The sequence below is a fragment of the Acinetobacter calcoaceticus genome (genome assembly GCF_051947995.1).
In the GTDB taxonomy this organism is placed as follows: domain Bacteria; phylum Pseudomonadota; class Gammaproteobacteria; order Pseudomonadales; family Moraxellaceae; genus Acinetobacter.
On record NZ_JBLVVH010000006.1, the window covers coordinates 142,455 to 167,069 of the forward strand.

Consider the following 24,615-nt stretch of genomic DNA (forward strand, 5'->3'; position numbering starts at 1 on the left):
GATGAGCATGAGCTTGATATTGCGCCAACAGAAAACCCTCGAATTAGTGAGAGAACGTGGCTATATCAGTATTGAAGAGCTTGCTCAGCATTTTGATGTGACGCCACAAACCATCCGTCGTGATATCAATCAATTGGCGGATGAGGGATTGTTGCGTCGTTACCATGGTGGTGCAGCGCATGATTCAAGTGTGGAAAACACCGAATATACCATGCGTGTCGGGCATATGCTGGAAGAAAAAAGAACGATTGCAGCGGCTGTCGCTGCAGCCGTTCCAGATCATGCTTCATTATTCATTAATATCGGGACCACAACCGAAGCAATTGCGCACGCATTGTTGAACCATACCGGTTTGCGGATTATTACCAACAACCTTAATGTTGCGAAAATTCTTAGTACCAAAGAAGACTTTGAAGTTCTGATTGCCAGTGGTCGTGTGCGTCCGGATGGTGGGGTGATTGGTCAGGCGACTGCGGACTTTTTTAAACAGTTTAAAGCGGATTATGCACTGGTCGGGATTAGTGGCATTGAAGAAGATGGGACTTTGCTGGATTTCGATTTTCAGGAAGTTTGCGTTTCTCAAGAAATCGTTTCCAGCGCACGTCAGGTTTTTCTTGCGGCCGATAGTAGTAAATTTGGCCGTAATGCCATGATTCGTCTGGGGTCACTTAAGCAGGTAGATTGTATTTTTACCGATCAGCAACCGAATGAGGCTTTTATGAAAACTATTCAGGAACTGGATGTCGGTTTGATTATTGCTAAATAAATCTTCATTTTCGAAAAATTGTTACTTTTCTTGAGCCAAAGGCTTTTGGCTCGAAATCACTTTATTAAAATAATCCTGATTCTCTTGTAAACAATAGCTTTCCGTAATTTTCATCTTTGCATTGTCTTACTTTTCATTTTTGACCATTTATCTAAAAATGTCTATAAATTGGCATTTTTTAGGCTAATCTTTATTGTTTATTTTCATTTAACATGTTTAAATGTTCGTAATTGAACAATAATGAACATTTGCGGTGATTTATGCAAACTTCTCCTCAGTCAAATGACAAAATTTATGATCTTGCCGTGATTGGTGGTGGTATCAATGGTGTTGGTATCGCAGCTGATGCATCAGGTCGTGGTTTGTCGGTGTTCTTGTGCGAAAAAGATGATTTAGCCAGCCATACATCTTCTGCAAGTAGTAAGCTCATTCATGGTGGTCTGCGCTACCTTGAGCATAAAGAGTTTCGCTTGGTGCGTGAAGCATTGGCTGAACGTGAGGTATTGTTAGCCAAAGCGCCGCATATTATCCGTCCAATGCGTTTTATCATGCCGCATCGTCCGCATTTGCGTCCGGCCTGGTTAATTCGTACCGGTTTGTTCTTTTATGACCATCTGGGCAAGCGCGAAAAATTATTAGGTTCAAATAATGTCTACTTTAAGGAAGACAGTCCGCTAAATGCTGCGATTACCCGTGGTTTTGAGTATTCGGATTGTGCAGTCGATGACGCTCGCCTGGTGGTGTTGAATGCCATGCATGCACGTGAAAAGGGTGCTGATATTGTGACCCGTACCCGTTGTTTATCTGCACAACGTGAAGGTCAGTACTGGGTGGTTGATCTGGAAAATGACCAAGGTCAATTCCAGATCAAAGCCAAGGCTTTGGTGAATGCTGCTGGCCCTTGGGTTGCACAATTCATTAAGCAGGATTTACAGCTTAAATCACCATACGGTATTCGTTTGATTCAGGGTAGCCATATCATCGTGCCGAAGCTGTATGAAGGCGACAAAGCATTTATTATGCAAAATGATGACCGTCGTATCGTGTTTGCAATTCCGTATCTGGACCAATACACCATGATTGGAACCACAGACCGTGAGTACCAAGGTGATCCTGCGCAAGTGAAAATTACCCAGGAAGAAACAGATTATCTAATTAAAGTGAGCAATGCACACTTTAAAAATCAGTTAACGCAAGCCGATATCGTGTCAACTTTTGCAGGTGTGCGTCCATTATGTGATGATGAATCGGATAATCCATCTGCCATTACCCGTGACTATACCTTATCACTGTCTAAAGAGTCGGCTGAGCAGGCGCCGTTACTTTCAGTGTTTGGCGGTAAATTAACCACTTACCGTAAGTTGGCAGAGTCTGCCATGCAACAGTTAAAACCATTCTTCCCGGACATGAAGGGGAGCTGGACGGCAACTGAAGCCTTACCGGGCGGTGAAAATATGGAGTCGGCTGAACAGTTGGCAAAAGAAATTCGTGCACAAATGACAGATGCTTCTGAAGCTTTAGCAAAACGTTGGGCATCTGCATATGGTTCGCGCATCTGGAATATTGTGGGTGAAGCTACTTCAATCGAACAGCTTGGACAGCATTTTGGTCAAGGCCTATATGCACAAGAAGTTGACTACTTATGTGCTGTTGAATGGGCGAGCAATAGTCAGGATGTGTTATGGAGACGTTCTAAATTGGGTCTAAACTTTGCGCAAAGCGAAATTGAAAGTTTAGATGCCTATCTGGCAAATAAACCACATACAACTGTTGCCGCTTAAGTCTTTTCATAAAAAAAGCCCTCTGATTTAGAGGGCTTTTTTTATTAGTATTTAAATTTAAGCGCGACAGTATAGTTCGCTGGCTCGCCGTAGAATGCCTGACCATCAGTGAAGCTGTTCAGGTACTTTTTATCGGTAACATTGTCAGCATTGGCCTGAATGCTAAAGTTAGGGCTGACTTCATAACTTGCCATCAAATTGAGCAAGGCATAATCCCCCTGTTTCAAGTAGGTCGAATACGTCGGGTCAAAGCGGCTAATCTTGCTTTGCCATTTTAAGCCTGCGCCCACTTTCAGTTTTGGTAACTGGGTAGGTGAATAAGTGGTTAACAGGTTGAAGCTTTGGGTTGGATTATAGGTTCGTGCTGCACCCCCATTTTTCATATCTTGCAGACTGAATTGGGTATAGCCCAAAGAGACATTGACCTGATCGGTGAGTTGACCTGCCAAGCCGACTTCTACACCTTGTGAGCGTAAGTCGCTAATTGCTGAGGTACGATTGAGCGGATGACTATCGGCCGGTCGAAGTGGATAATTATTTTCCTCGGTTCTAAATACGGCTAATGTGCCGGTTAGTTTGTTGTCTAACCATGCACTTTTTACCCCGATTTCATAGCTTTTACCTTCGATTGGATCGGCGACTTTTCCTGTTGTTTCATCCACTGACGTTTGTGGGCGAAAAATCGAGGTATAGCTCATATAACCTGTATATTCAGGAGTAAAGTTATAGGTGATGCCGGCATAGGGGGAGACTTTACTTTCATCATAATTCATCGGCGAGCTATAACTTGCGCCTTTACTTTTGGCTTGAACATAGTTCGCACCTAAGGTTAATTTCAGGTCTTCGTTTAAATGCAGGCGGGTTGCTGCGTAAACGGACTGATTCCGTTGAGTGTAATCCGCAGCATCCGTTAAGGCACTCCAGGTGACATTGTTTGGTGTCCAGCTTGCCCAGTCCGTTGTACATGGAGCTTTGTATTGATTAGCACCTGTACCACGGGTACATGACCCGATATTGTTATCGAGGATCGTTCCGGATTTCTGCTTATCTTTTTGTTCGCTTTGAGAATAGGTGTAGCCCACAATGGCTTCATGTTCGCGACCTAAAAGGTCAAATTTACCTTGCAGGTTAAAATCGGCAGTTTGTAGTTTATTATGTTCTGTTCCACCCCAAGCGGTTAGGTCGACGTTTGAACCATCGGCCTTTGGATAACCATAATAATAAAGTAACTGGCTACTACGCTCTTTTTCATTGTAGTTATAGCTCAGGTTAGCAAACCATGTCTCAGAGAGCTTTTGTTTTAGTTCAAGGAATGCGTTACGTGAGGTGTTGTCCCAATAGGTCCAGTCCGGATTAGGATTGTAAGAACGATCATAACTGAGTTGCTTGCCTGTGGAATCCATCAGCGGTAACGCACCCCAGTTGTTGGCATTCGGTTTGTTCTTTTCTTGGCTGGCACCGACTGTAATGAGGGTGTTATCCGTAAGATCTGCCTCTAAAACCCCTGCAATCCCATTCTTTTCGGAGGTGTAGCGATCTAAGTGGGAGTCACCGCTCTGCTCAAAACCGGCAAGGCGACCACGAATATTACCACTTGGTGTCAGGCTACCAGAAGCATCTGCTTCATAGCGTTGCGTATCCCATGAACCATAGCTCAACCCGGCATTGGCCTGAAATTCTTTGGTCGGACGTTTGCGAATATAGTTGATGGTTGCGCTCGGGTCGCCAAAGGCATTGGTGAGCGCATCTGCACCTTTAATCACTTCAATGCGATCATAAAAAAAGCTATCGGGATTGGTATCGTTATAGTTCCATGCGCTTGCAGGGAAGCCGACACCATCGACCAGAATATTGGAAATCTCAAAACCACGTGCCATATACACAGAGCGTTCAGTTTCAGATGAGTTGACGATCACCCCGGGGGTATTATTTAAAATGTCGCGGGAACTGGTGAGGCCAAAATCATCAATCTGCTGGCGTGTCACCACATTAATGGTTTGCGGGATTTCTTTAGCTTCAATATTGAGCTTGGTGGCGCTTGAACTGTGCTTGATCGTGTAGGCTTTGCTTTGTTCGCTAGGGCCATCATCCTGAGTGGCTTGTACCTTAATCGTCGGGAGTTGTTGCGATGCCTCATCAACTGCATGACTATATGAGCTGATACTGACGAGTGTAGAAATTGCTAAAAACAGTGGAGTGCGTTTAAACAGTGGGGAAGAGCTCATGCTTACAACCATGTAAATGAGAAATATTATTATTATAATTATTGTTAATATTCGTTAATTTTGCAATTTGTTTTGTCTTAAGCTTAATGGGAATAGTTAGGGCTAAGCAGGGGATTGATAGAAAATTTCGACAAGCCATAAAAAAAGGCCACCGAAGTGACCTTTTTATTCTCTTTGAACCCGCTTTATGAAAGAGGGAAGTTAAGAGACTTAAGCAGATTTAACCGCTGCCAGTAATTCATTTTGACGATCTTTAAGTGCTTGAGGTAAGCGGTCACCAAGTTTGGTAAATAACTCAGTGTGGCTTTCAAGTTCTTTGATCCACTGGTCTTTATCTTGTGCTGTAACTGTTTCGAATTGCTCTTTAGAGAACTCGATACCTGTCCAGTTCAATTGTTCGTAAGTTGGAACATAACCGATAGGTGTTTCAGTCGCTTCAGCGCGGCCTTCACAACGATCGATGATCCACTCAAGAACACGCATGTTTTGACCGAAACCAGGCCATACGAAGTTGCCTTCAGCATCACGACGGAACCAGTTTACGTTGAAGATTTTTGGTAATTTGTTACCAGCAGCTTCAGCTTTCGCACCGACTTTTTTGCCCATGTCTAACCAGTGACCGAAGTAATCAGCCATGTTGTAACCGGCAAATGGAAGCATTGCGAAAGGATCGCGACGAACGATACCTTGTTGACCAACAGCGGCAGCAGTCGTTTCAGAACCCATGGTTGCTGCTTTATAAACGCCATCAACCCAGTCAAATGCTTCAGATACTAAAGGCACGGTGTCTGCACGACGACCACCGAAGATGAATGCAGAGATTGGTACGCCTGCTGGATTTTCCCAGTCAGCATCAATCGAAGGGCATTGACCCGCAGAAACGGTAAAGCGTGAGTTTGGATGCGCAGCTTTTTCGCCTTCAACGTATGGCTGGCCTTTCCAGGTGATAAGATCAGCTGGAACTTCTTTAGTCAAACCTTCCCACCATACTTCACCGTCTTTGGTCACTGCAACGTTGGTATAGATAACATCTTTATGCATCGTTGCGATACAGTTCGGGTTAGTCTTGGTATTGGTACCTGGTGCAACACCGAAGAAACCAGCTTCAGGGTTGATTGCGTATAAGCGACCATCTTCACCTGGTTTGATCCAGGCAATATCGTCACCTACAGTCTCAATCTTCCAGCCTTCGTAGCCAGCTGGTGGAATCAACATGGCAAAGTTGGTTTTACCACAAGCAGAAGGGAATGCAGCTGCGATGTAGTGTTTTTCACCTTGCGGATTGGTCACGCCTAAAATAAGCATGTGTTCAGCTAACCAGCCTTGTTCGCGGCCCATTGCAGAAGCAATACGTAATGCAAGGCACTTTTTACCAAGCAAGGCATTACCGCCGTAACCAGAACCATAAGACCAGATTTCACGTGTTTCTGGATAGTGAACGATATATTTTTCATTGTTACATGGCCAAGCAACATCTTTTTGACCATCTTTAAGCGGTGCAGCAACGGTGTGTACACATGGGATGAATTCGCCATCTGTGCCTAACACGTCATAAACTGCTTTGCCCATACGTGCCATTTTTGTCATGCTGACAGCAACGTAAGGAGAATCTGTTAATTCGATACCAATGTGTGCAATGTGGCTTCCTAAAGGACCCATCGAGAAGGGAACCACATACATGGTACGGCCTTCCATTGCACCGTCAAATAATCCATTTAATTTTGCGCGCATTTCCGCAGGAGCAACCCAGTTATTCGTTGCGCCAGCATCTTCTTGGTTTTGAGAGCAGATATAAGTGCGGTCTTCAACACGAGCAACGTCAGAAGGATCAGAATTTGCAAGATAAGAACCAGGATGTTTTTCTTGGTTAAGTTTCTGCATGGTGCCGTTAGCGATCATCAAGTCCATAAGACGTTGATATTCTTCTTCGCTGCCGTCACACCATTCGATTTTTGCTGGTTTGGTTAATTTTGCAATTTCTTCCACCCATGCAATTAGCTTAGGGTGACGAACGAATTCTGGTGCGTTCACTTGGGTCATGGTGATGCCTTTTTAAAGTGTGTACAACGTACAAGTTCTATCTACTGGATGGCAGTAAGACAGATGAAGTAAAAAAAGTGGCTGTATTAAAGCATAAAATCATAAAAAATATAAGACTAAAGAATAGGGTGGGTTCTAAAGCTGGGATTGATGACATGTTTATAAGTTGTTGCTTTTAAAATAATTTATCATTTTATATTTTGCTATTTTGTTTATTTATATATGTTATTTTTGTTATAAATTTTTATTAAAAACAATGGTTTAATTATTTTTTTATTTTCTTGAGAATTGTTATTGATTATATGAATGAAGCTCATTCAAAATTTACATAAACAAGCTATTATTTGTTGATTTTGTAAACAAAAATAGCCCTGTAATCTTCCTTAAGGTTGAAAATTATGTCCCCAAATGTCCAGCCTCTGTCCATTATTTATAATCAAAAATCGGGTTTTCATGCGGCACAGCAAGATGAAGAATATGAGCGTTTGATGACCTTCTGGACGCAATATGGATTCGAAATTCAGGTGTTTGAGCTGAGCTCACAAACTGATTTTGATGCCATGATGAGAACGGTACTGGCCCGACATCAACAGACTGAATCACGCGGCGTTGTGGTGGCAGCGGGAGGGGATGGCACACTCAATGCGGTCGCGAAAAAACTGATGCATACCGATATTCCGATGGGCATTATTCCCTTGGGGACTTTTAATTATGTGGCACGGGTCTTGAATATTCCTCTGGATGTGTTTCAGGCTGCAGAGGTGATAGCTTCGGGCGCGATTCAGAAAGTCCATATTGCCACCATCAACGATCAGATTTACTTAAATAATGCCAGTCTCGGGCTGTATCCTTTGTTTATTAAAAAACGTGAGCGCTTTAACCAGCATTTAGGGCGACTCCCTTTAAACGCTTATACCTCTGCGCTGGATGTTTTATTGCGTGAGCATAAATCCCTAAAACTGTCAGTCTGTGTAGATGGAGAAAAATATCCTGTCTCCACTCCATTGATTTTCTTTGGTAATAATCAGCTACAACTCAGCGACATGAAATTAAGAATTGCGGAGTGTGCTGCCAACGGTAAACTGGCTGGGGTGGTGGTGGCTAAAAGTGACCGCTTCAGTTTGTTAAAATTGTTATGGAAACTGATTCAAGGGAAAATTGATCAGGCTTCTGGTGTCTATTCATTTTGTGCCGAACATATTCAGGTCGATTGTAAAAAACCACAATTAACCGTTGCCTTGGATGGAGAATTGAGAGAAATGCAAACTCCATTAAAATTTGCTGTTGAAAAGTCTGCCTTAAAAGTGATGGTTCCGAATGATACTGCATCTGTCTGACCTGCATTTTGGAACGGAGCGTGAAGCGTGTATTCACGCAATCAAGGAGTTTTGCCTGCAACATCGTCCCGAAGCGGTGGTGGTGAGTGGCGATCTGACCCAACGTGCGCGATTAAAGCAGTTTTATGCCTGCCGTCAATTTCTGGATGCACTGGAAATTCCTTATCTGGTGGTGCCTGGTAATCATGACATTCCGCTTTATCATGTCTGGAACCGTTTTTTCTCTCCTTTTATGCGTTATCAGGCCTTCTTTGGTCGCATGGAAACTACCTTGGAGACTGAACATTTCTATTTGGTTGGCGTAAACAGTATTCGGCGGCGCTACCATACCCGGGGACATGTTTCTCTGGAGCAAATTCATGAAACTTATCAGCGTTTGAACAATGCGCCCGCGCATAAAATCAAAATGGTGGTGTTTCATCAACCTTTTTATACCTTTCCCAATGAACATGGCGATAAAGACTGTCCAGTGCTGGGGAAAATTGCTTTGGAGCAGTGGGGTAAAACCGGCTTGTTCGGTTTATTACATGGGCATTTACATAAAGTAGCGGTACACGATCTCAATCAGATTTTTCATTTGGGATTTGATCATCCGATTCTGGATATTCATGCTGGAACAGCCACATCCAAGCGTTTACGCTTCGGATTATCCAACAGTTTTAATGTGATTTCGGATCTGGGGCGGATCGAGCATTACTGGTTCGATGAATCGCTGCAAACATTTGTGAAATCACAAAATGTTGTTTAATTCGACATAACCTTATTCTTGTGCTCAAAAAAACATCTATAAGTAGAATTTTTTTTCATTTTCCCCTTGAAGCCATTTTTTTCATCCCCAAAAAAGTGGCATACCAAAATTTTATATGTGTTGCCACGAACTGGTGACACACATTAATCAATAAGACTAAGTCTGATGGAGTTAACTATGAGCAACATTCGTCCATTACATGATCGTGTTGTGATTCGTCGCGTAGAAGAAGAAACCAAAACGGCTGGTGGTATTTTACTGCCAGGTTCTGCTGCTGAAAAACCATCTCAAGGTGAAGTAATTGCAGTCGGTAATGGTCAGATCACTGACAACGGCGTTCGTGCTTTAGACGTTAAAGTTGGCGACAAAGTATTGTTCGGTACTTATGCGGGTACAACAGTAAAAGTAAGTGGTGAAGAACTCTTGATTATGAAAGAGTCGGATATCTTAGCTGTGCTTGAAGGCTAATCGACACATAACTCAAATTTATTATCAGATTCAGTAATTAAAAAGATTCGGAGTTTAACATGTCAGCTAAAGACGTAAAATTTGGTGATTCAGCTCGCTCAAAAATGATTGCAGGCGTTAACGTACTTGCAGATGCAGTAAAAGTAACTTTAGGCCCTAAAGGCCGTAACGTCGTTATCGACCGTTCTTTCGGTGCGCCACACATCACTAAAGACGGTGTGACTGTTGCGAAAGAAATTTCTTTAAAAGACAAGTTTGAAAACATGGGTGCTCAACTTGTTCGTGAAGTTTCTTCTAAAACCAATGACATCGCGGGTGACGGTACAACAACTGCAACTGTACTTGCTCAAGCAATTTTAAATGAAGGGATCAAATCAGTAACTGCTGGTATGAACCCAATGGATTTAAAACGTGGTATCGATATCGCAGTAAAAACTGTGGTTGAAAATATCCGTACCAACGCAAAACCTGCTGATGATTTCAAAGCAATTGAACAAGTAGGTTCAATCTCTGCGAACTCTGATACCACTGTAGGTAAACTGATCGCTCAAGCGATGGAAAAAGTGGGTAAAGAAGGTGTCATCACTGTAGAAGAAGGTTCTGGCTTCGAAGACGCTTTAGACGTTGTAGAAGGTATGCAGTTTGACCGTGGTTATATCTCTCCATACTTCGCGAACAAGCAAGATACCTTAACTGCTGAACTTGAAAATCCGTTCATCCTGCTTGTTGACAAGAAAATCAGCAACATCCGTGAATTGATTACGGTATTGGAAGCTGTTGCTAAAACAGGTAAACCACTACTTATCATCGCTGAAGATGTTGAAGGCGAAGCGCTTGCGACTCTTGTTGTGAACAACATGCGCGGTATTATCAAAGTATGTGCGGTGAAAGCACCTGGTTTTGGTGACCGTCGTAAAGCAATGCTTCAAGACATCGCGATCTTGACTGGCGCGACTGTTATTTCTGAAGAAGTGGGTATGTCTTTAGAGCAAGCTTCTCTTCAGGATTTAGGTACTGCGCACAAAATCACAGTATCTAAAGAGAACACTGTGATCGTTGATGGTGCAGGTAATGCTGAGCAAATCGCTGAACGTGTTCAACAGATCCGTGCGCAAATCGAAGAATCTACTTCTGAATATGACAAAGAAAAACTTCAAGAACGCGTTGCTAAATTAGCAGGCGGTGTTGCAGTCATCAAAATTGGTGCGGCAACTGAAGTTGAAATGAAAGAGAAGAAAGACCGTGTAGACGATGCGCTTCACGCAACTCGTGCAGCAGTTGAAGAAGGTGTTGTTGCGGGTGGTGGTGTTGCATTAGTACGCGCAGTAAATGTGTTAGATGGCTTAAAAGGTGCTAACGAAGACCAAACTGCGGGTATCAACATTTTACGTCGTGCGATTGAAGCGCCACTTCGTCAAATCGTTTCAAATGCAGGTGATGAGCCTTCAGTTGTGATCAATGCAGTTAAAGCGGGCGAAGGTAACTTCGGTTATAACGCTGCAACTGGCGAATATGGCGATATGCTAGAAATGGGTATCCTTGACCCTGCTAAAGTAACGCGTTCTGCACTTGAACACGCAGCTTCTGTTGCCGGTTTAATGTTGACGACTGAATGCATGATTACGGACATTCCAGAAGACAAACCAGCTGCTCCAGATATGGGCGGTATGGGTGGTATGGGCGGAATGATGTAATTGCGCATCGACGTCTAGATCAAAAAATCCCTGCCTATGCAGGGATTTTTTACGTTTTTAGAATAGTAAAATCCAAGATAAAGCATTATTAATACGCTCATTCATATTTATAACATTAAAAATTTAATAGAACATAAATCCATGGGAGCTTGTATATGTATAAATCTTGCTGTTTTATCTTGGGCTTTTTCCTGTCGAGTGTACACACATATGCCGAGAGCATTCAATCGTCTTTTGCGGGGGAGAGCAAAATCTTTTTGAATATCTATGGATTTGCAGCGGATATTGACGGTGGAATTGGTTATCACGGTTTGAATTATCAACTTGATCAACCATTTAAAGATACACTTGATGCACTTGATCAAGCGCTGATGGGGCATTTAGAACTAAATAAAGGCAAATGGGGAATTTTCTCTGATATTCAATATGTGAAAACTGAAGAGAAAAAACAAGTATATTCATTTCCTGTGGTTTTATCGACTAAAGTTAATCTCAGTAATTTCGGGGTTTATTATCGAGCATATGAACAATTTCCCAATGGTCAGGGTTTTGTCATTGAACCGACTTTAGGCATGAATTACACCGACTTAAAAGGCGTATTGGGGGCATTGGGTCGGCAGGTTTCTGTTGAAGAAGATTGGTATGAATATTTTGGAGGAGTAAGGTTACGCTATAATGATGATTCACCTTGGAACATTGCTGCTCAGTATACTTATGGTACGGAACAAACCCAAATTGCACAGGCATATTTAGGTTATCGTCAAAAAATATATACAGCGCCCGTAAATTTTAGAGTAGGTTACCGTTACGTATCGCAAGACTATAAAAAGGATAGTTTTAAGTGGGATACCGTACAACAGGGGCCTGTTATTGGCATCGGTGTCGGATTTTAAGTTAATAAAATCAATACAGAGAAGAAATAGGTGTTTTATTTCTTCTCAATATAAAAATTATCGAAACAAAATAATCGTCCAAGTAAAAAAGATAATGGCTAAAGAAACAAATTGCGCAGCGCTGCCCATATCCTTGGCATTTTTAGACAACTCATGTTTTTCTAGCGAAATGCGGTCAACCACGGCTTCAATGGCGGAGTTGAATAACTCTACAATAATCGCCAACAGGCAGACAGCGACCATTAAGGCCTGTTCCAGCGCCGAGACATGCACAAAGAAGCTCAGCGGTATCAAGATGACATTGAGCAAGATCACTTGTCTAAATGCCGCTTCATGATTAAACGCTGCTTTAAAGCCGGCCAGTGAATAGCCCGTTGCATTTAAAATCCGTTTAATGCCATTTTTGCCTTTGTAGGGAGAATAGGGTGTCATTGCGATTTGGAGAGAATGGAGAAAGTTTAAGTATAAATCCAAACATGTTGCAGTAAATTGGCAAGATGTCGCATGCGTGTACCAATCAAGACAGTTTTCTGCCAGCGAATCTCATTAGAGTTGCATTTATGAATTGTCAATTCAGATCAGGCTAAGGATAATAAGCACAGGTCTATTGAGGGAAAATTCTGCATGAAAATTATCGCAGATGAAAATTTGGCATTTACCGATTATTTCTTTGCGGAATTTGCAGAAATACAGCATCGGGCAGGGCGTAGCTTGACGCATCACGATGTACAGGATGCCGATGCACTGTTGGTTCGTTCGGTGACCAAAGTGAATCATGCCTTAATTGATCAGACCAAGATCAAGTTTGTCGGCAGTGCCACGATTGGAACTGATCATTTAGATATTCAGGCTTTAGAACAACAAAACATTGTCTGGAGTAATGCGCCTGGCTGTAATGCACAAGCAGTGGCGGAATATGTGATTACGGCCTTACTATATTTAAATACTGATTTATTAGAGAAAAACCAAGACTTCACTTTAGCGATTGTGGGGCTGGGTAATGTGGGCAGCCGTCTGGCGGTCATGGCGCAACTATTGGGCTGGAATGTCATCGGTTACGATCCTTATGTGCAACTTGCCGGGATTGAAAATGTTTCTTTTGAGGCATTGTTAAATCGTGCCGATGCCATTTCAATACATGTACCTTTAACGGTGTCTGGCGATTATCCAACCCAGCATTTATTTGATGCGACTGCATTTGCTGCAATGAAACCCTCCACTATTTTAATCAATAGTGCACGTGGTCCTGTGGTTGAGCAAGCTGCATTGATGGCGGATATTACAACAAGCAAACGCCAAGTGGTACTGGATGTGTTTGAGTTCGAGCCAGAAATTTCAGAACAATTACTGGATCTACTGGCATTAGCGACACCGCATATTGCGGGTTATAGTCTGGAAGGTAAGGCCAAAGGCACGCAGATGATCTATGAGGCGTTTTGCCAGACCTTTGCTTATGAGCTAACAAAGCGTTTTGAAAGCCAGTTGCCACAGGTGCCTCAATACTTTGAACAGGATTTAAAAGCGGCACTTAAACAGCATCTCACGCAAATTTATGATATTGCAGCGGATGATCAGCAACTGCGTGCTTGTGTTCAGGACGGCAAGGTCGAGCAAACCGCATTTGATTTACTCCGAAAAAATTATCCTTTGCGCCGTGAATGGGCTGCACATGGTGGACCGAAAGCATGAGCCAGACGATGAACAACTATCAGCCAACGTGCTCCATTGAGGCTTTAAAAGCACGTGCAGCGATGTATCAGAAAATCCGCCAGTTTTTTGCTGAGCGTCAGGTTCTGGAAGTGGAAACCCCAGTGCTGTCTCAGGCAGGTGTGACTGATGTGCATTTGGCTTCAGTACAGGTACAGCGTCATATTCATGGCAAATTAAATACGCAATATTTACAGACCTCACCCGAGTTTCCAATGAAACGCTTATTGGCCAGTGGAAGTGGACCAATCTATCAAATCTGTAAAGTGTTTCGTGATGATGAGCATGGGCGCAAGCACAACAGTGAATTTACCATGCTGGAATGGTATCGTCCGGGGCTGGATTTAAAGGCACTGATGCATGAAACGGCGGATCTGTTAGCAATCTGTTTGGCACATCGTTTTGGTGAAATTCGTCCAGTTGTGCTGAGTTATAAGCATGCCTTTCAGGATCGCCTGGAGATTAATCCGTTGCAGGCAACCTTAAAACAGCTCAAGGATACCGCCCATCGTGTCGGTCTGAATCTTGACTTGGGGGATGATCGTCTGGGGTATATGGATCTGTTGTTTTCGCACTTTGTCGAGCCAAGTCTGGGTTTTGATGCGCCTGTCTTTTTAACCGATTTTCCACCTGAAATGGCGTCACTGGCCAAAGTGAAACAGGATGAAGAGGGTGAACTGGTTGCAGCACGTTTTGAGGTCTATATTGAAGGGCTGGAACTGGCGAATGCCTATGATGAATTGCTGGATGCCGAGGTATTGGCCTCCCGTTTTGAAGCCGATAATGCAGAGCGAGCACAACAAGGTTTATCTGTGATTCCAACCGATCAGTACTTGCTGGCAGCTTTACCGCATATGCCTGAATGTTCCGGGATCGCGTTAGGGATTGACCGTTTATTGATGGTGGCGATGAATCAGGTCAAGATTGATCAGGTGATTGCTTTCCCTGCCGAGATTGCGTAACGCTGCGTATTTTATGGCCTAGACTAATTGCATCAGCAACTGGATCAATTCACTTTGTCGATGTGTTCTGGTCTTTTTGAAAATAGCTTGCAGATGCTTTTTGACAGTATCGGCCTGAATTTCATATAAAAGGGCAATTTCTTTGGTGGTTTTGCCCTTCAGCAGTTGCTCGCATATTTTATGTTCGACCGGTGTGAACATAAACAGCTGTGTACATCGGTCTTTTTGATATTTAGGCGGATATTGCAGCCCTGAAAATGTTGCCAGTAATACGGGGCGTAAACCAAAAATCTTATGGGTTTTTTCGGGGCAGAGCAGATCCAGTGTTAAAAATAGCTGATGATCGAGGTGCATCACCTGACTCCGTTCAGCATAAACGACCTCTGAACTGGTGTGATGCAGGCGTTCTAATTCAAGTAGGTGCTGTTCAAATATTTGCTGTTTATGTGGTTCGAAGTAGAAGCGCCGCTGCTCAATCCGGATGTGCGCATTATGTTCGAGAAATTTTTCTGCCTCGACATTCATTTCAAGAATATCGCCATTCAGGTTAATAATCGCAATGGGTTGATTCATTTTCCGGATCAATTGTGATCCAAGCAAGGTCATGGTGGAATATTCAAAATGATGGCGATAGTGCTGAAGCTTTTGCTGGATCTGCGGCAATATCTCATAAATCGGTTGGAGTTCAGAGCAACTTAATGCACCACGATCGGGGCTGGTGAGCAAGGCCAGAATTACACAGATTTTATGATCATAAATGACCTGAAGCGCTGAGCAAAACCGTAAATTGAGCGGTTGTAAAATCTGTTGGTAGACTTGGGTCTGAACAATGTCCTGTTCGCTAAAGTGTTGTGTGCAATGCATCCAGCCTGTGAGTGGTGCCGCCAATAATTTTTTTAATTGTAGGTCATCATCAAATGCTAGACGAAGTTGTTGCAGCGCCGCTTTTTCGAGTTGCTGGGGATCAAGATCAACCCCATGATGCACACTAAATGACAGTGCCTGTACTTCAAGATCGACTGCCAGAAGTTGTGCGGCCTGAAGGTCAAAGTGCTGGTTCAACTGTTCAAGGAAAATCAACCAGTCATCAGCATGCTGAACCTTGTTCAGAATGTCCAGTACAGCATGGGATTGGGTTTGATTCATTGAATGCGTCCAGCAAAGAGCAAGATCTATTTCCATATAGTTTATATGGGTTTTACCCAAATAAAATGATCAATCAGGAAAAATGTAATTTTTTATACAATAACAGGTGAAATGAGCCATTCAGGGATGATGGAAAAGAAATCAATTGCCTTAACCATCATGGCTTTAGGCAAGATCACATTTAGCAACGGCCTTTTTTGGCCTGTCCTGGTGGGCAAAAGTCGCCATGCCCATCGTGATATTCTTACGAATCGACCACAACAATGCCATGCGGTGTATGCACTGCACAAGCGGATAGGCGGAATATCAACAGCAGCCCAAGGTAGTACGATATTTTTTCATGGTTCCGTCCCGTATTTTTATGGCTTTAAGGATCACTTTAAAACGATCAGTTACTTTTTACCAGAACGGGACTAAAACTTTAAGATTGATCTCACAATTAAGGTCGTAACACGGTTCTAAACCCGACATGGGTTGCTGCCAGATCAAACTCCTGAGGATAACGACTGCTATTGCGATAACGTGCACAGAAATTAGAGGCACACAAGAATGAGCCACCTTTCAGTACATATTGCGTGGTCGCGTTATTGTGTTGACGCAAGTCGGTATAATTCCCCATGTGTTGATCATGCGCGCCATGATAGACCGAAGACGTCCATTCCCAGACATTGCCAATCATGTCAAACAGTTTAAAGGCATTGGCCGGGTAACAGCCGACGGGTGCAACACCTTCAAAATGATCTTCAACGGTATTGTTTCGTGGAAAATCACCTTGCCAATAATTGGCTTGCGGATGTTGATGGGCATCTTGTGGGGCTTGGTGTAACGGGGTATCTGTTTTTGAACCTGCTTTGGCGGCATATTCCCATTCCTGCTCGGTGGGCAAATCATGCCCTAACCAGACTGCATAATGCTCTGCATCATTCTTGGTGACATAGCGCACGGGTTCGGAGGGTAGCGGGGCTTGACCCTGAGGGCCATTCGGGCTTTTCCAGGTATAGTCAGCTTTCAGTTGCCACCATTGATTGGGGCGTTTCAGATCAGGAGAGAATACCGCCGCCTGCTTTTGCTTTTCTGCATCGGTAACGTAGCCAGTCGCTTTGACAAAACTGGAAAACTGGGCAACCGTAACTTCGGTCTGGTCGATCCAGAAGCCTTCGACTTGACGCTCTCTGGCGCCAAAGTTGAGTTCATCGGGATAGGCCTGATTAGAACCCAGTGGAAAGGAGCCTTTAGGAATCCAGACCATTCCTGCTGTTTTATGTGTTTGCCAGGCATCGGGTAAGCCAGAATAATTCTGGCATTGACTTACAGAGCCCAACGATAAAGGTTGAGTTGTTGGGTGTTGTTGCGATGGTTTTACCTTCGACTCAACTTTGCTGCAACCTGCCACCAGGGACAGGCTACAGATAGAAACTAGAATGCTACTCAGTTTCATTGAGGGTTATATTCCTTAACGCCATTTTGCTGGGTGTATTTGTTATATACATCGACCAGTTCTTGTAGCTTCGCTGGATTACTTTGGGCGAGGTTTTGGGTTTCACCCCGATCATTTTTCAGGTTATAGAGTTCCCAATTGCCTGTACCCAGTTCAGCTTTGCCTTGTAGGGCAATTTTCCAGTCGCCTTGGCGTGCATATTTACTGCCATGTAATTCATCGGCAAAGCTAAAGTTGACTGGGCGAATTGCCTGAGCCTTGTTTTCAAGTAGCGGTTTCCATGAATAGCCGCTTGGGGTATTCACCTGACGACCTTTATATTGGCCCTGTGGCACAGCAATATTGGCATAATCTAAAACCGTCGGGAAAACATCCAGCACGGAAGCAAAACCATGGTGAGTCGCCTGAGCCTGGGTTTGATAAGGGAGTTTGACAATGGCAGGGGCAGTGGTCGCACCTTCACCTGCCGTATCTTTCCACAAATGGAATGGCGCAGCACTCACTTCTGCCCAGCGTGGTCCGACATAATGATATGAACTGGATGTACCCACATTGCTGACACTGTTATCAAAGCCTGATTCGGGGCCATAGTTGCCACGGATAAACCCTTCGGCACCATTATCTGAAACAAAGAAAATCAGGGTATTGTCATATAAATTATTATGTTTCAGATATTGAATCAGTCGGCCAATATTGGCATCCAGATTTTCCACCATGCCCGCGTAGATTTCCATTCTACGGGCTTCCAGTGCTTTTTGTTCAGCCGAAAGCTCGTTCCATCTACCATATTTTTGTGGGGCATTTTGCGTGGCAACCGGTTCTGCGGCAATAAAGTTGGCTGGAATCAGGCCGAGCTGTTTCTGGCGGGCAATACGTGCATCGCGAATCACATCATAGCCGACGTCATAAACACCACGATAACGGTCACGATATTCAGCGGGTGCTTGTAAAGGCCAATGCGGTGCAGTGTAAGCCGCATAGGCAAAGAATGGCTTGCCTGAGTTTTTACCTGATTCTAGATAACTGATCAATTTGTCTGTGAAATAGTTGGTCGAAAAGAAATCATTAGGTAAAGATGAAATCGGCACTTGTTTACCATCTTCCGTATAAGTGGCGTTGCGTTTATAGGCAGCCGGTGCCTGTTTAAAATGCAAATCCAGTCCTTGCAGCAAGGTAAAGGAATGGTCAAAACCTTTGGCATGGGCATTGGTTGCAGGGGTTAAGCCCAAATGCCATTTACCACTGATATAAGTACGATAGCCATTGTCTTTGAGGACTTCAGCAATCGAAAGTGAACGTTCATTCAGATAGCCCTCATATCCGGGTTGGCCTTTTAAATGATCTGGTGTCAGCTCGGCCATGGCTCCAATACCGGCCAGATGGTGGTCAGTCCCTGAAATCAATTGCGAACGGGTTGGCGAGCAGGTTGGGGCAGTGTGATAGTCGGTTAAAATACGACCTGCTCGGGTGAGTTCATCAATATTGGGGGTATGAATTTCTCCACCAAAAGCGCCTAAGTCTGAATAGCCTAAGTCATCGGCCATGATGAATAAAATGTTAGGTTTTTTCTGGGTTTCGACCACAGTACTGGATTCTTTGGAATCATCATTACTGCATGCTGAAATCGAAAGGCTAAACAGGGCAATCGACAAGGTGGTGAGCAGGCTGTTACGAGGCATGAGAATCGACTTAATCCGTTAAAATAATAGAGTCGAGTTTAGAGAGATGATTTTTATGATAAAAATAATTAAAATTTGATTATTAATCTTAAAAAAAGAAAAGCCCCATCTCTGGGGCAAATATTAAATTTATTTAAAAAGGCAGTTTGGTCAACTGGTTCAGGAAATGTGGAATGACGCGAGGTTCCAGAATGATGGTGACCACAACACCATAGGCGGCTCCCCAAAGATGCGCACTGTGGTTGATATTGCTATTGCCACGTTTGCCAGACCAGATGCTATAAGCCACATATAAAATCGCAAAAATAATCGCAGGCACTGGAATAAAGAACACGAAGATCAGGTTCCAGGGCTGGAACAGGATATAAGCAAATAGTACTGCTGACACTGCACCAGAGGCCCCTAGGCTAGCCCAGTGGGCATCATGGCGATGTTTTAAATAACTCGGCAAAATGGCAACAATCAGTCCGCCCAAATAAAATAAGACAAAGCCCATGTCATAAAAAAACTGACGGTAAAAACTTTCAATGATATTGCCAAAGAAAAACAGCGTGATCATATTGAACAGGAGATGCGTACCGTCGGCATGAATAAAACCATGCGTGATAAAACGGTCATACTGCCCACGTTGCATGGCAGGCGGCCAGAAAATCAGACGATTCATCACTGCCTGATTGGAGAAAGCCAATAAGGAAATCGCAACAGTAATAATGATCAGGGTCACAGTGTGACCAAAGGGTAGATGTAACATAAATAGTTTAAATTGATCAGAGTCTAAGCAATAATGCCATTAAAAACTTAATAAACAATGATCTTGCATAGAATTCCTACAAAAATGGTTGATTTTTTTTAATTACCCTCCATCTTCGGTTAATATAACGACATCAGCTTGAGGATTATTGTTATGTCGACTGAGAACACCAACACTGCTGTCGCAGAAGAAATTCCAAACCTTTTGATTACTCCCTCTGCACAAGAGTATTTAAGTGATTTATTAGCAAAGCAGAATACTCCAGGGATTGGCGTTCGTGTGTTTGTAGAAAATCCGGGTACTCCACGTGCTGAATGTTGTATGGCTTATAGTGCCCCTGAAGAAGTGGTACCAACCGACTATAAGCAGGACTATCCAGATTTTCCTGCCTATGTTGATGCACCCTCAATTCCATATTTAGTGGATGCAGTGATTGACTACAACAAAGACCGTTTTGGTGGTCAATTAACCTTCCGTGCACCGAACTCTAAAGTGCCACGCGTTGGACCAGATGCCTCAATTGAAGAACGTATCACCTATGTGTTGCAATCTGAAATTAACCCAGGCTTAGCAGGCCACGGCGGTAACTGTAGCCTGGTTGAAGTACAGGATAGTCCGGAGCATGGCTTAACGGCTGTATTGAAATTCGGTGGTGGTTGTCAGGGTTGTTCTGCGATTGATGTCACTTTAAAACAAGGTGTAGAAACCACCTTAAGACAGCATGTACCAGAGTTACAGCGCGTTGTGGATCAAACAGACCATACACAGGCAGAAGGCGCGTATTTTAAATAATCGCGAGAAATCTACTGTATTTTAAAAAGTCCTTTCGAGGGCTTTTTTTATTTTTCACATGCTGATTTTGATAATTTTAAATGAAAATTAATTTTGCACGTAACCACCCCATGGAGTTGCTTGGGTGCAGTCTTTATCCAGATCTGTTCATCACGCTTGATCAAGGAAACAGAGGATAAAAATTTTAGTCGACGTACGGAACTTAAAATGGTTCCTGTTTTTGCAGGCAGATTGGTTCTAGGTTTTACGAACAAAATAGACAAAATAAAAACAGCAGAATAATTCAGGATAAGGGTGTAAGGGATTTATGAATAAGACATTCGTGTTAGGCCTCAGTATCGGTGTCATGAGTCTGGCAAGCTATGCCAAAACGCCGCAAGTTGATGTGATTGTGTTAAATGCTGATGTGCGAACTTCTAATCCGGCAAAACCTAAAGCGCAGGCATTTGCGGTCAAAGAGGGGAAGTTTCTGGCGGTAGGCAATAACAGCTTTATCCGGCATATGGCAACCGAGCACACGCGCGTCATTGATGCTCAGGGTCGTACCGTCATCCCGGGTTTAACAGATGCGCATACACATTTTGGTAGCGGGATGGAAATTGCCCAAGGCATTGATCTATACGGTTTGAATGATCGTGCTGAATGGCTCAGGCAAATTGCAGAACGTGATAAGCAGCTACCCAAAGGCCAGTGGATGACCGGAGGCCGCTGGGATATCAGTTTGTTGTCTGAACAAAATTTGCCGACACGACAGGAGCTGGATGCGATTGTGCCAGATCGACCCGTGGTATTGCTGGATATTGATTATCATACCGCATGGCTCAATAGCAAAGCCATGCAACTTCTGGGAATTGACCGTAACACCGTCGCACCAGAGGGAGGAGAAATTGTTAAGGACCCCCATACCGGCGAGTTGACCGGGATATTTAAAGAAACCGCGGCAACACAACTGGTCCGTAAAAATCCGGTCTATCTCAAAGCGGTGGTTGCTGGAACAGAAGCACTGCCTGTTTTGAAAAAACTGGTTGCGCATTTTAACCAGTTGGGCGTGACCTCAGTCCATGATATGTGGAGAAGTGATTGGTCGGTTTATCCTGCAATGCTACAACAAAAGCAACCATTACCAATGCGGGTCTGGTTTGGCTATATGGCAGATACATCGGCAGAAAAAACCACAACAGCACAATTTGCTGAGTATGCAAGACAACGCGATGAACTGAACCAGCAATTTAAACAAAAAGAACAGCAATGGCTGCAAGGACCGCAATTCCGCTATGGTTATCTTAAATATTTTGTCGATGGTACATTGCTTAACTATACCGCTGCATTGAATGCAGATTATGCAGACCGGCATGATTTTAATAGTGAGCCGATAAGCTCACAGGCCAAATTAAACGATTTGGTCAGCAAGGCGAATGCGGTGGGTTTTCCAGTTGCCATGCATGCGATTGGAGATAAAAGTGTTGATATGGCCCTAAATGCGATTGAAAGCAGTCCCCGACATCGTCAGTTTGCCAATCGAATCGAACATATTGAAGTCATGAGTGAAGCAGCTATGCCGCGTTTTGCCCAGTTAGGTGTGGTGGCTTCGATGCAGCCTGATCATGCCATTTCAGGTAATTACCAAGAATCTCGTTTGGGCGAAACACGTATGCCCTATAGCTATGCATGGCAGTCGCTATTAAGCAGTGGAGCTACGCTGGTTCTGGGGAGTGACTGGCCGACGGCCGTAGAAAACCCGATGTTACAACTCAGTGATGCCATATTTCGTGAATACAACGGAAAAACCCGTTATAGCGAAAATGCCCTGAGTCTGGATGAAGCCTTATATGCTTATACGCAAGCACCTGCCAATGTTGCAGGCTGGGGAAATGAAACGGGCAGTATCAGTGTGGGTAAATGGGCCGACTTTGTCATTTTACAAGGTACCTTACAGCCACCACTCCCTAAAAATCTGAAGGACTGGCAGGTCGCGGAAACCTGGTTTGCTGGCCGACAGGTCTATGCTGCAAAACCGCAGCCTCGATAAAAGGCATTCGAACAGGTAGGTGCTTTCGTTTAACTTGAATCGGTTGTATCTCAATAAAAATGGTTCCTGCATTTTCAGTTGAATTGGTTCTAGGTTTTGCAGAAAAAGCAACGAGAATAAAAATGGAAAAATAACGCTGGATAAGGAAATAAGGGACTTATGAATAAGAAATTATGGTTAGCGATCAGTATCGGCGTCATAAGCTTAAACAGCTATGCACAAACGCCTCAGGTTGATGTCATTGTATTGAATGCCGATGTTCGAACATCCAATCCGGCAAAGCCAAAAGCACAAGCTTTTGCTGTGAAAGATGGAAAGTTTCTGGCTGTAGGCGATAACCGCTTTATTCAGCAGATGGCGACCAAGCAGACACAAATTATTGATGTAAAAGGCAAGACGGTGCTTCCTGGTTTAACCGATGCGCATACCCATTTACTGGGTGGGTTAGAGCTTTGGGAGGGAGTTGATCTTTTAGGCATCACAGATCGTCAGGAATGGTTTAGATTGATCGCCGAAAAGGATAAACAGTTACCAAAAGGCGCTTGGCTGGTAGGGGGACGCTGGGATGTCAGTAGCCTCAAAGAGGGTCATATGCCAACCCGTCAGGAACTGGATGCGATTGTGCCCGATCGCCCTGTGGTGTTACAGGACATTGACTATCACTCGGTCTGGGTAAATAGCAAGGCGATGCAATTGCTGGGAATTGATAAAAATACCAAAGCACCGGAAGGGGGCGAGATTGTCAAAGACCCGAAAACAGGAGAGCCGACTGGTATTTTTAAAGAAACTGCGGGCATGCAACTAATTTTGGGCAATCCAAAGTACAGCAGTGCATTACTTTCGGGCAAAGCGGCACTGCCTGTCATTGAAAAAATCATTGCGCATTTTAACAGTTTGGGGATTACCTCCGTACATGATATGTGGACTGATCTGGCTACGGTTTATCCTGCTTTACTGGAGTCGAAACAGCAATTGCCGATGCGGATACGTTTTGGCTTGATGGCGGGGGAGGATCAGGTCACACCAGCCCATTTTCAGGCTTATGCAAAGCAACGTGATCAACTCAATCAGCAGTTCATGCAAAAAGAACAGCAGTGGAAAACTGGACCACAGTTCCGCTTTGCCTATATGAAATATTTTGTCGATGGCACCTTGATGAATTACACCGCTGCACTGAATGAACCTTATGCGGATCGTCATCATTTTAATATCGCGCCGATCACCTCACAGGTAGAGCTGAATAGTTCAGTGAAAAATGCGAATGAAGCAGGTTTCCCGGTGGCGATTCATGCCATTGGTGACAAAAGCGTTGATATGGCTTTAAATGCGATTGAGAGCAGTCCTAAACATCATCAGTTTGCCAATCGAATTGAACATATTGAAGTAATCTCTAAAGATGCAATTCCACGTTTTGCCCAGTTAGGGGTCGTGGCTTCAATGCAGCCAGACCATGCCATTAGCGGTAACTATCAGGAATCGCGTTTAGGTAAGGCGCGGATGCCGTATAGCTATGCCTGGCAGTCGCTGCTCAGTAGCGGCGCCACTATGGTATTGGGAAGTGATTGGCCGACTGCATCTGAAAATCCAATGCTACAGCTGAGTGATGTGGTTTTCCGTGAGTATCAGGGCAAAACCCGCTATAGCGATAACGCTTTGAGTCTGGATGAAGCCTTATATGCCTATACCCAAGCCCCTGCCAATATTGCAGGCTGGGGGGATCAGATTGGCAGTATCAGTGTCGGAAAGTGGGCTGATTTTGTGGTCTTGCAAGATGCTTTAAAAACACCACTGAATAAAGATATCAAAGACTGGAAAGTTGCCGAGACCTGGTTTGCAGGCAAACAGGTATATAAAGGGAAGTGACTAAACAATAAAGAATAGAGCGCTTTCAAAAGTCAAAAATGCTCAACATTGGTGTTGAAAGTCCTTTCTCTCTTGGGAGAGGCGTAGGATGAGGGGAAATGCTTTATCTACTTCCTCTCCCTCTTGTGCGTCACTACGCTCATCCTTTAAAAGGGGAAGGGGCTTTTATTATCTATTCAATACAGTTCAAAACATGACTGGTGCAAGAATGTTAAGAAAATTTAAAATCCAAGAAAGCGATAAGTTTTCTTTGATTTTAAGCGGATGTGAATTAAATATATTTTTTATAAAATAAA

General features: G+C 43.7%; 19 protein-coding genes and 1 pseudogene. 12 read left to right on the forward strand and 8 right to left on the reverse strand.

Going from position 1 to position 24,615, the window contains the following annotated elements; all coding sequences use genetic code 11:
• Nucleotides 1–7: 7 nt before the first annotated feature.
• Together ACNQO6_RS12940 and glpD are read left to right on the forward strand one after the other, a co-directional pair.
• Nucleotides 8–766 carry a DeoR family transcriptional regulator gene (locus ACNQO6_RS12940; protein WP_005231831.1) on the forward strand — a complete coding sequence of 253 codons (759 nt, stop codon included), beginning with the start codon at nucleotides 8–10 and terminating at the stop codon, nucleotides 764–766.
• A gap of 260 nt (nucleotides 767–1,026) precedes the next feature.
• Nucleotides 1,027–2,547, forward strand: a complete 1,521-nt coding sequence (gene glpD, locus ACNQO6_RS12945) for a glycerol-3-phosphate dehydrogenase (RefSeq protein WP_440209228.1) — start codon at nucleotides 1,027–1,029, stop codon at nucleotides 2,545–2,547.
• A gap of 44 nt (nucleotides 2,548–2,591) precedes the next feature.
• Here the strand turns inward: glpD and ACNQO6_RS12950 are convergent, their stop codons facing one another.
• Entirely contained in the window at nucleotides 2,592–4,784 is a 2,193-nt protein-coding gene (locus ACNQO6_RS12950; RefSeq protein WP_440209229.1) for a TonB-dependent siderophore receptor, read from the reverse strand.
• Nucleotides 4,785–4,982: 198 nt separating this feature from the next.
• A complete protein-coding gene (locus tag ACNQO6_RS12955) occupies nucleotides 4,983–6,812 on the reverse strand; it encodes a phosphoenolpyruvate carboxykinase (GTP) (protein ID WP_005231827.1) in 1,830 nt (609 codons plus the stop codon).
• 398 nt (nucleotides 6,813–7,210) lie between these two features.
• On the opposite strand from ACNQO6_RS12955, the gene ACNQO6_RS12960 reads away from it, so the two are divergent.
• From ACNQO6_RS12960 to ACNQO6_RS12980, 5 genes are all read left to right on the forward strand, one after another.
• Complete coding sequence (locus ACNQO6_RS12960; RefSeq protein ID WP_440209230.1) at nucleotides 7,211–8,149, forward strand: diacylglycerol/lipid kinase family protein; 939 nt, start codon at nucleotides 7,211–7,213, stop codon at nucleotides 8,147–8,149.
• Nucleotides 8,130–8,897, forward strand: a complete 768-nt coding sequence (locus ACNQO6_RS12965; RefSeq protein WP_440209231.1) for a metallophosphoesterase family protein — start codon at nucleotides 8,130–8,132, stop codon at nucleotides 8,895–8,897. The genes ACNQO6_RS12960 and ACNQO6_RS12965 overlap by 20 nt, the downstream gene beginning before the upstream one ends.
• Nucleotides 8,898–9,074: 177 nt before the next feature.
• Nucleotides 9,075–9,365, forward strand: a complete 291-nt coding sequence (locus ACNQO6_RS12970) for a co-chaperone GroES (protein WP_004652030.1) — start codon at nucleotides 9,075–9,077, stop codon at nucleotides 9,363–9,365.
• Nucleotides 9,366–9,424: 59 nt separating this feature from the next.
• A complete protein-coding gene (gene groL, locus ACNQO6_RS12975; protein ID WP_004878354.1) occupies nucleotides 9,425–11,059 on the forward strand; it encodes a chaperonin GroEL in 1,635 nt (544 codons plus the stop codon).
• Nucleotides 11,060–11,214: 155 nt separating this feature from the next.
• Nucleotides 11,215–11,952 carry a hypothetical protein gene (locus tag ACNQO6_RS12980; protein WP_440209232.1) on the forward strand — a complete coding sequence of 246 codons (738 nt, stop codon included), beginning with the start codon at nucleotides 11,215–11,217 and terminating at the stop codon, nucleotides 11,950–11,952.
• Nucleotides 11,953–12,009: 57 nt separating this feature from the next.
• Here the strand turns inward: ACNQO6_RS12980 and ACNQO6_RS12985 are convergent, their stop codons facing one another.
• Entirely contained in the window at nucleotides 12,010–12,384 is a 375-nt protein-coding gene (locus ACNQO6_RS12985; protein WP_343578990.1) for a diacylglycerol kinase, read from the reverse strand.
• Nucleotides 12,385–12,576: 192 nt separating this feature from the next.
• Between ACNQO6_RS12985 and ACNQO6_RS12990 the strand changes: the two genes are divergently transcribed.
• Together ACNQO6_RS12990 and epmA are read left to right on the forward strand one after the other, a co-directional pair.
• The gene (locus ACNQO6_RS12990) at nucleotides 12,577–13,641 is read left to right on the forward strand and encodes a 4-phosphoerythronate dehydrogenase (protein WP_440209233.1); all 1,065 of its coding nucleotides are present in this window, start codon (nucleotides 12,577–12,579) and stop codon (nucleotides 13,639–13,641) included.
• The gene (gene epmA / locus ACNQO6_RS12995) at nucleotides 13,638–14,621 is read left to right on the forward strand and encodes an EF-P lysine aminoacylase EpmA (protein ID WP_440209234.1); all 984 of its coding nucleotides are present in this window, start codon (nucleotides 13,638–13,640) and stop codon (nucleotides 14,619–14,621) included. Before ACNQO6_RS12990 ends, epmA begins: the two co-directional genes overlap by 4 nt.
• Nucleotides 14,622–14,639: 18 nt before the next feature.
• On the opposite strand, the gene ACNQO6_RS13000 is transcribed toward epmA, so the two are convergent.
• The 5 genes and pseudogenes from ACNQO6_RS13000 to ACNQO6_RS13020 form a co-directional block, all read right to left on the reverse strand.
• Nucleotides 14,640–15,767, reverse strand: coding sequence for a helix-turn-helix transcriptional regulator (locus ACNQO6_RS13000; RefSeq protein ID WP_440209235.1), 1,128 nt, complete (start codon nucleotides 15,765–15,767; stop codon nucleotides 14,640–14,642).
• Nucleotides 15,768–15,948: 181 nt separating this feature from the next.
• Nucleotides 15,949–16,101 (reverse strand): annotated as a pseudogene (locus ACNQO6_RS13005) (hypothetical protein).
• A gap of 105 nt (nucleotides 16,102–16,206) precedes the next feature.
• On the reverse strand, nucleotides 16,207–17,205 hold the full coding sequence (locus ACNQO6_RS13010; RefSeq protein ID WP_440209236.1) for an SUMF1/EgtB/PvdO family nonheme iron enzyme: 999 nt from the start codon (nucleotides 17,203–17,205) through the stop codon (nucleotides 16,207–16,209).
• Nucleotides 17,202–18,884 carry an arylsulfatase gene (locus ACNQO6_RS13015; RefSeq protein ID WP_440209237.1) on the reverse strand — a complete coding sequence of 561 codons (1,683 nt, stop codon included), beginning with the start codon at nucleotides 18,882–18,884 and terminating at the stop codon, nucleotides 17,202–17,204. Before ACNQO6_RS13015 ends, ACNQO6_RS13010 begins: the two co-directional genes overlap by 4 nt.
• A gap of 133 nt (nucleotides 18,885–19,017) precedes the next feature.
• Nucleotides 19,018–19,635 (reverse strand): rhomboid family intramembrane serine protease, encoded by a 618-nt coding sequence (locus ACNQO6_RS13020; RefSeq protein ID WP_005231817.1) that lies wholly within the window; start codon nucleotides 19,633–19,635, stop codon nucleotides 19,018–19,020.
• Between the two features lie 153 nt (nucleotides 19,636–19,788).
• On the opposite strand from ACNQO6_RS13020, the gene nfuA reads away from it, so the two are divergent.
• The 3 genes from nfuA (at nucleotide 19,789) to ACNQO6_RS13035 (ending at nucleotide 24,319) form a co-directional block, all read left to right on the forward strand.
• Nucleotides 19,789–20,427 carry a Fe-S biogenesis protein NfuA gene (gene nfuA / locus ACNQO6_RS13025; RefSeq protein WP_009511435.1) on the forward strand — a complete coding sequence of 213 codons (639 nt, stop codon included), beginning with the start codon at nucleotides 19,789–19,791 and terminating at the stop codon, nucleotides 20,425–20,427.
• A gap of 307 nt (nucleotides 20,428–20,734) precedes the next feature.
• Nucleotides 20,735–22,456, forward strand: a complete 1,722-nt coding sequence (locus tag ACNQO6_RS13030; protein WP_440209238.1) for an amidohydrolase — start codon at nucleotides 20,735–20,737, stop codon at nucleotides 22,454–22,456.
• A gap of 159 nt (nucleotides 22,457–22,615) precedes the next feature.
• Nucleotides 22,616–24,319, forward strand: coding sequence for an amidohydrolase (locus tag ACNQO6_RS13035; protein WP_440209239.1), 1,704 nt, complete (start codon nucleotides 22,616–22,618; stop codon nucleotides 24,317–24,319).
• Nucleotides 24,320–24,615: the final 296 nt, after the last annotated feature.

Bases quoted from the DNA above. Each gene is read 5' to 3' on its own strand.
- ACNQO6_RS12940 (WP_005231831.1), top strand. From the start codon at position 8: ATGAGCTTGATATTGCGCCAACAGAAAACCCTCGAATTAGTGAGAGAA.
- glpD (WP_440209228.1), top strand. From the start codon at position 1,027: ATGCAAACTTCTCCTCAGTCAAATGACAAAATTTATGATCTTGCCGTG.
- ACNQO6_RS12950 (WP_440209229.1), bottom strand. From the start codon at position 4,784: ATGGTTGTAAGCATGAGCTCTTCCCCACTGTTTAAACGCACTCCACTG.
- ACNQO6_RS12955 (WP_005231827.1), bottom strand. From the start codon at position 6,812: ATGACCCAAGTGAACGCACCAGAATTCGTTCGTCACCCTAAGCTAATT.
- ACNQO6_RS12960 (WP_440209230.1), top strand. From the start codon at position 7,211: ATGTCCCCAAATGTCCAGCCTCTGTCCATTATTTATAATCAAAAATCG.
- ACNQO6_RS12965 (WP_440209231.1), top strand. From the start codon at position 8,130: ATGATACTGCATCTGTCTGACCTGCATTTTGGAACGGAGCGTGAAGCG.
- ACNQO6_RS12970 (WP_004652030.1), top strand. From the start codon at position 9,075: ATGAGCAACATTCGTCCATTACATGATCGTGTTGTGATTCGTCGCGTA.
- groL (WP_004878354.1), top strand. From the start codon at position 9,425: ATGTCAGCTAAAGACGTAAAATTTGGTGATTCAGCTCGCTCAAAAATG.
- ACNQO6_RS12980 (WP_440209232.1), top strand. From the start codon at position 11,215: ATGTATAAATCTTGCTGTTTTATCTTGGGCTTTTTCCTGTCGAGTGTA.
- ACNQO6_RS12985 (WP_343578990.1), bottom strand. From the start codon at position 12,384: ATGACACCCTATTCTCCCTACAAAGGCAAAAATGGCATTAAACGGATT.
- ACNQO6_RS12990 (WP_440209233.1), top strand. From the start codon at position 12,577: ATGAAAATTATCGCAGATGAAAATTTGGCATTTACCGATTATTTCTTT.
- epmA (WP_440209234.1), top strand. From the start codon at position 13,638: ATGAGCCAGACGATGAACAACTATCAGCCAACGTGCTCCATTGAGGCT.
- ACNQO6_RS13000 (WP_440209235.1), bottom strand. From the start codon at position 15,767: ATGAATCAAACCCAATCCCATGCTGTACTGGACATTCTGAACAAGGTT.
- ACNQO6_RS13010 (WP_440209236.1), bottom strand. From the start codon at position 17,205: ATGAAACTGAGTAGCATTCTAGTTTCTATCTGTAGCCTGTCCCTGGTG.
- ACNQO6_RS13015 (WP_440209237.1), bottom strand. From the start codon at position 18,884: ATGCCTCGTAACAGCCTGCTCACCACCTTGTCGATTGCCCTGTTTAGC.
- ACNQO6_RS13020 (WP_005231817.1), bottom strand. From the start codon at position 19,635: ATGTTACATCTACCCTTTGGTCACACTGTGACCCTGATCATTATTACT.
- nfuA (WP_009511435.1), top strand. From the start codon at position 19,789: ATGTCGACTGAGAACACCAACACTGCTGTCGCAGAAGAAATTCCAAAC.
- ACNQO6_RS13030 (WP_440209238.1), top strand. From the start codon at position 20,735: ATGAATAAGACATTCGTGTTAGGCCTCAGTATCGGTGTCATGAGTCTG.
- ACNQO6_RS13035 (WP_440209239.1), top strand. From the start codon at position 22,616: ATGAATAAGAAATTATGGTTAGCGATCAGTATCGGCGTCATAAGCTTA.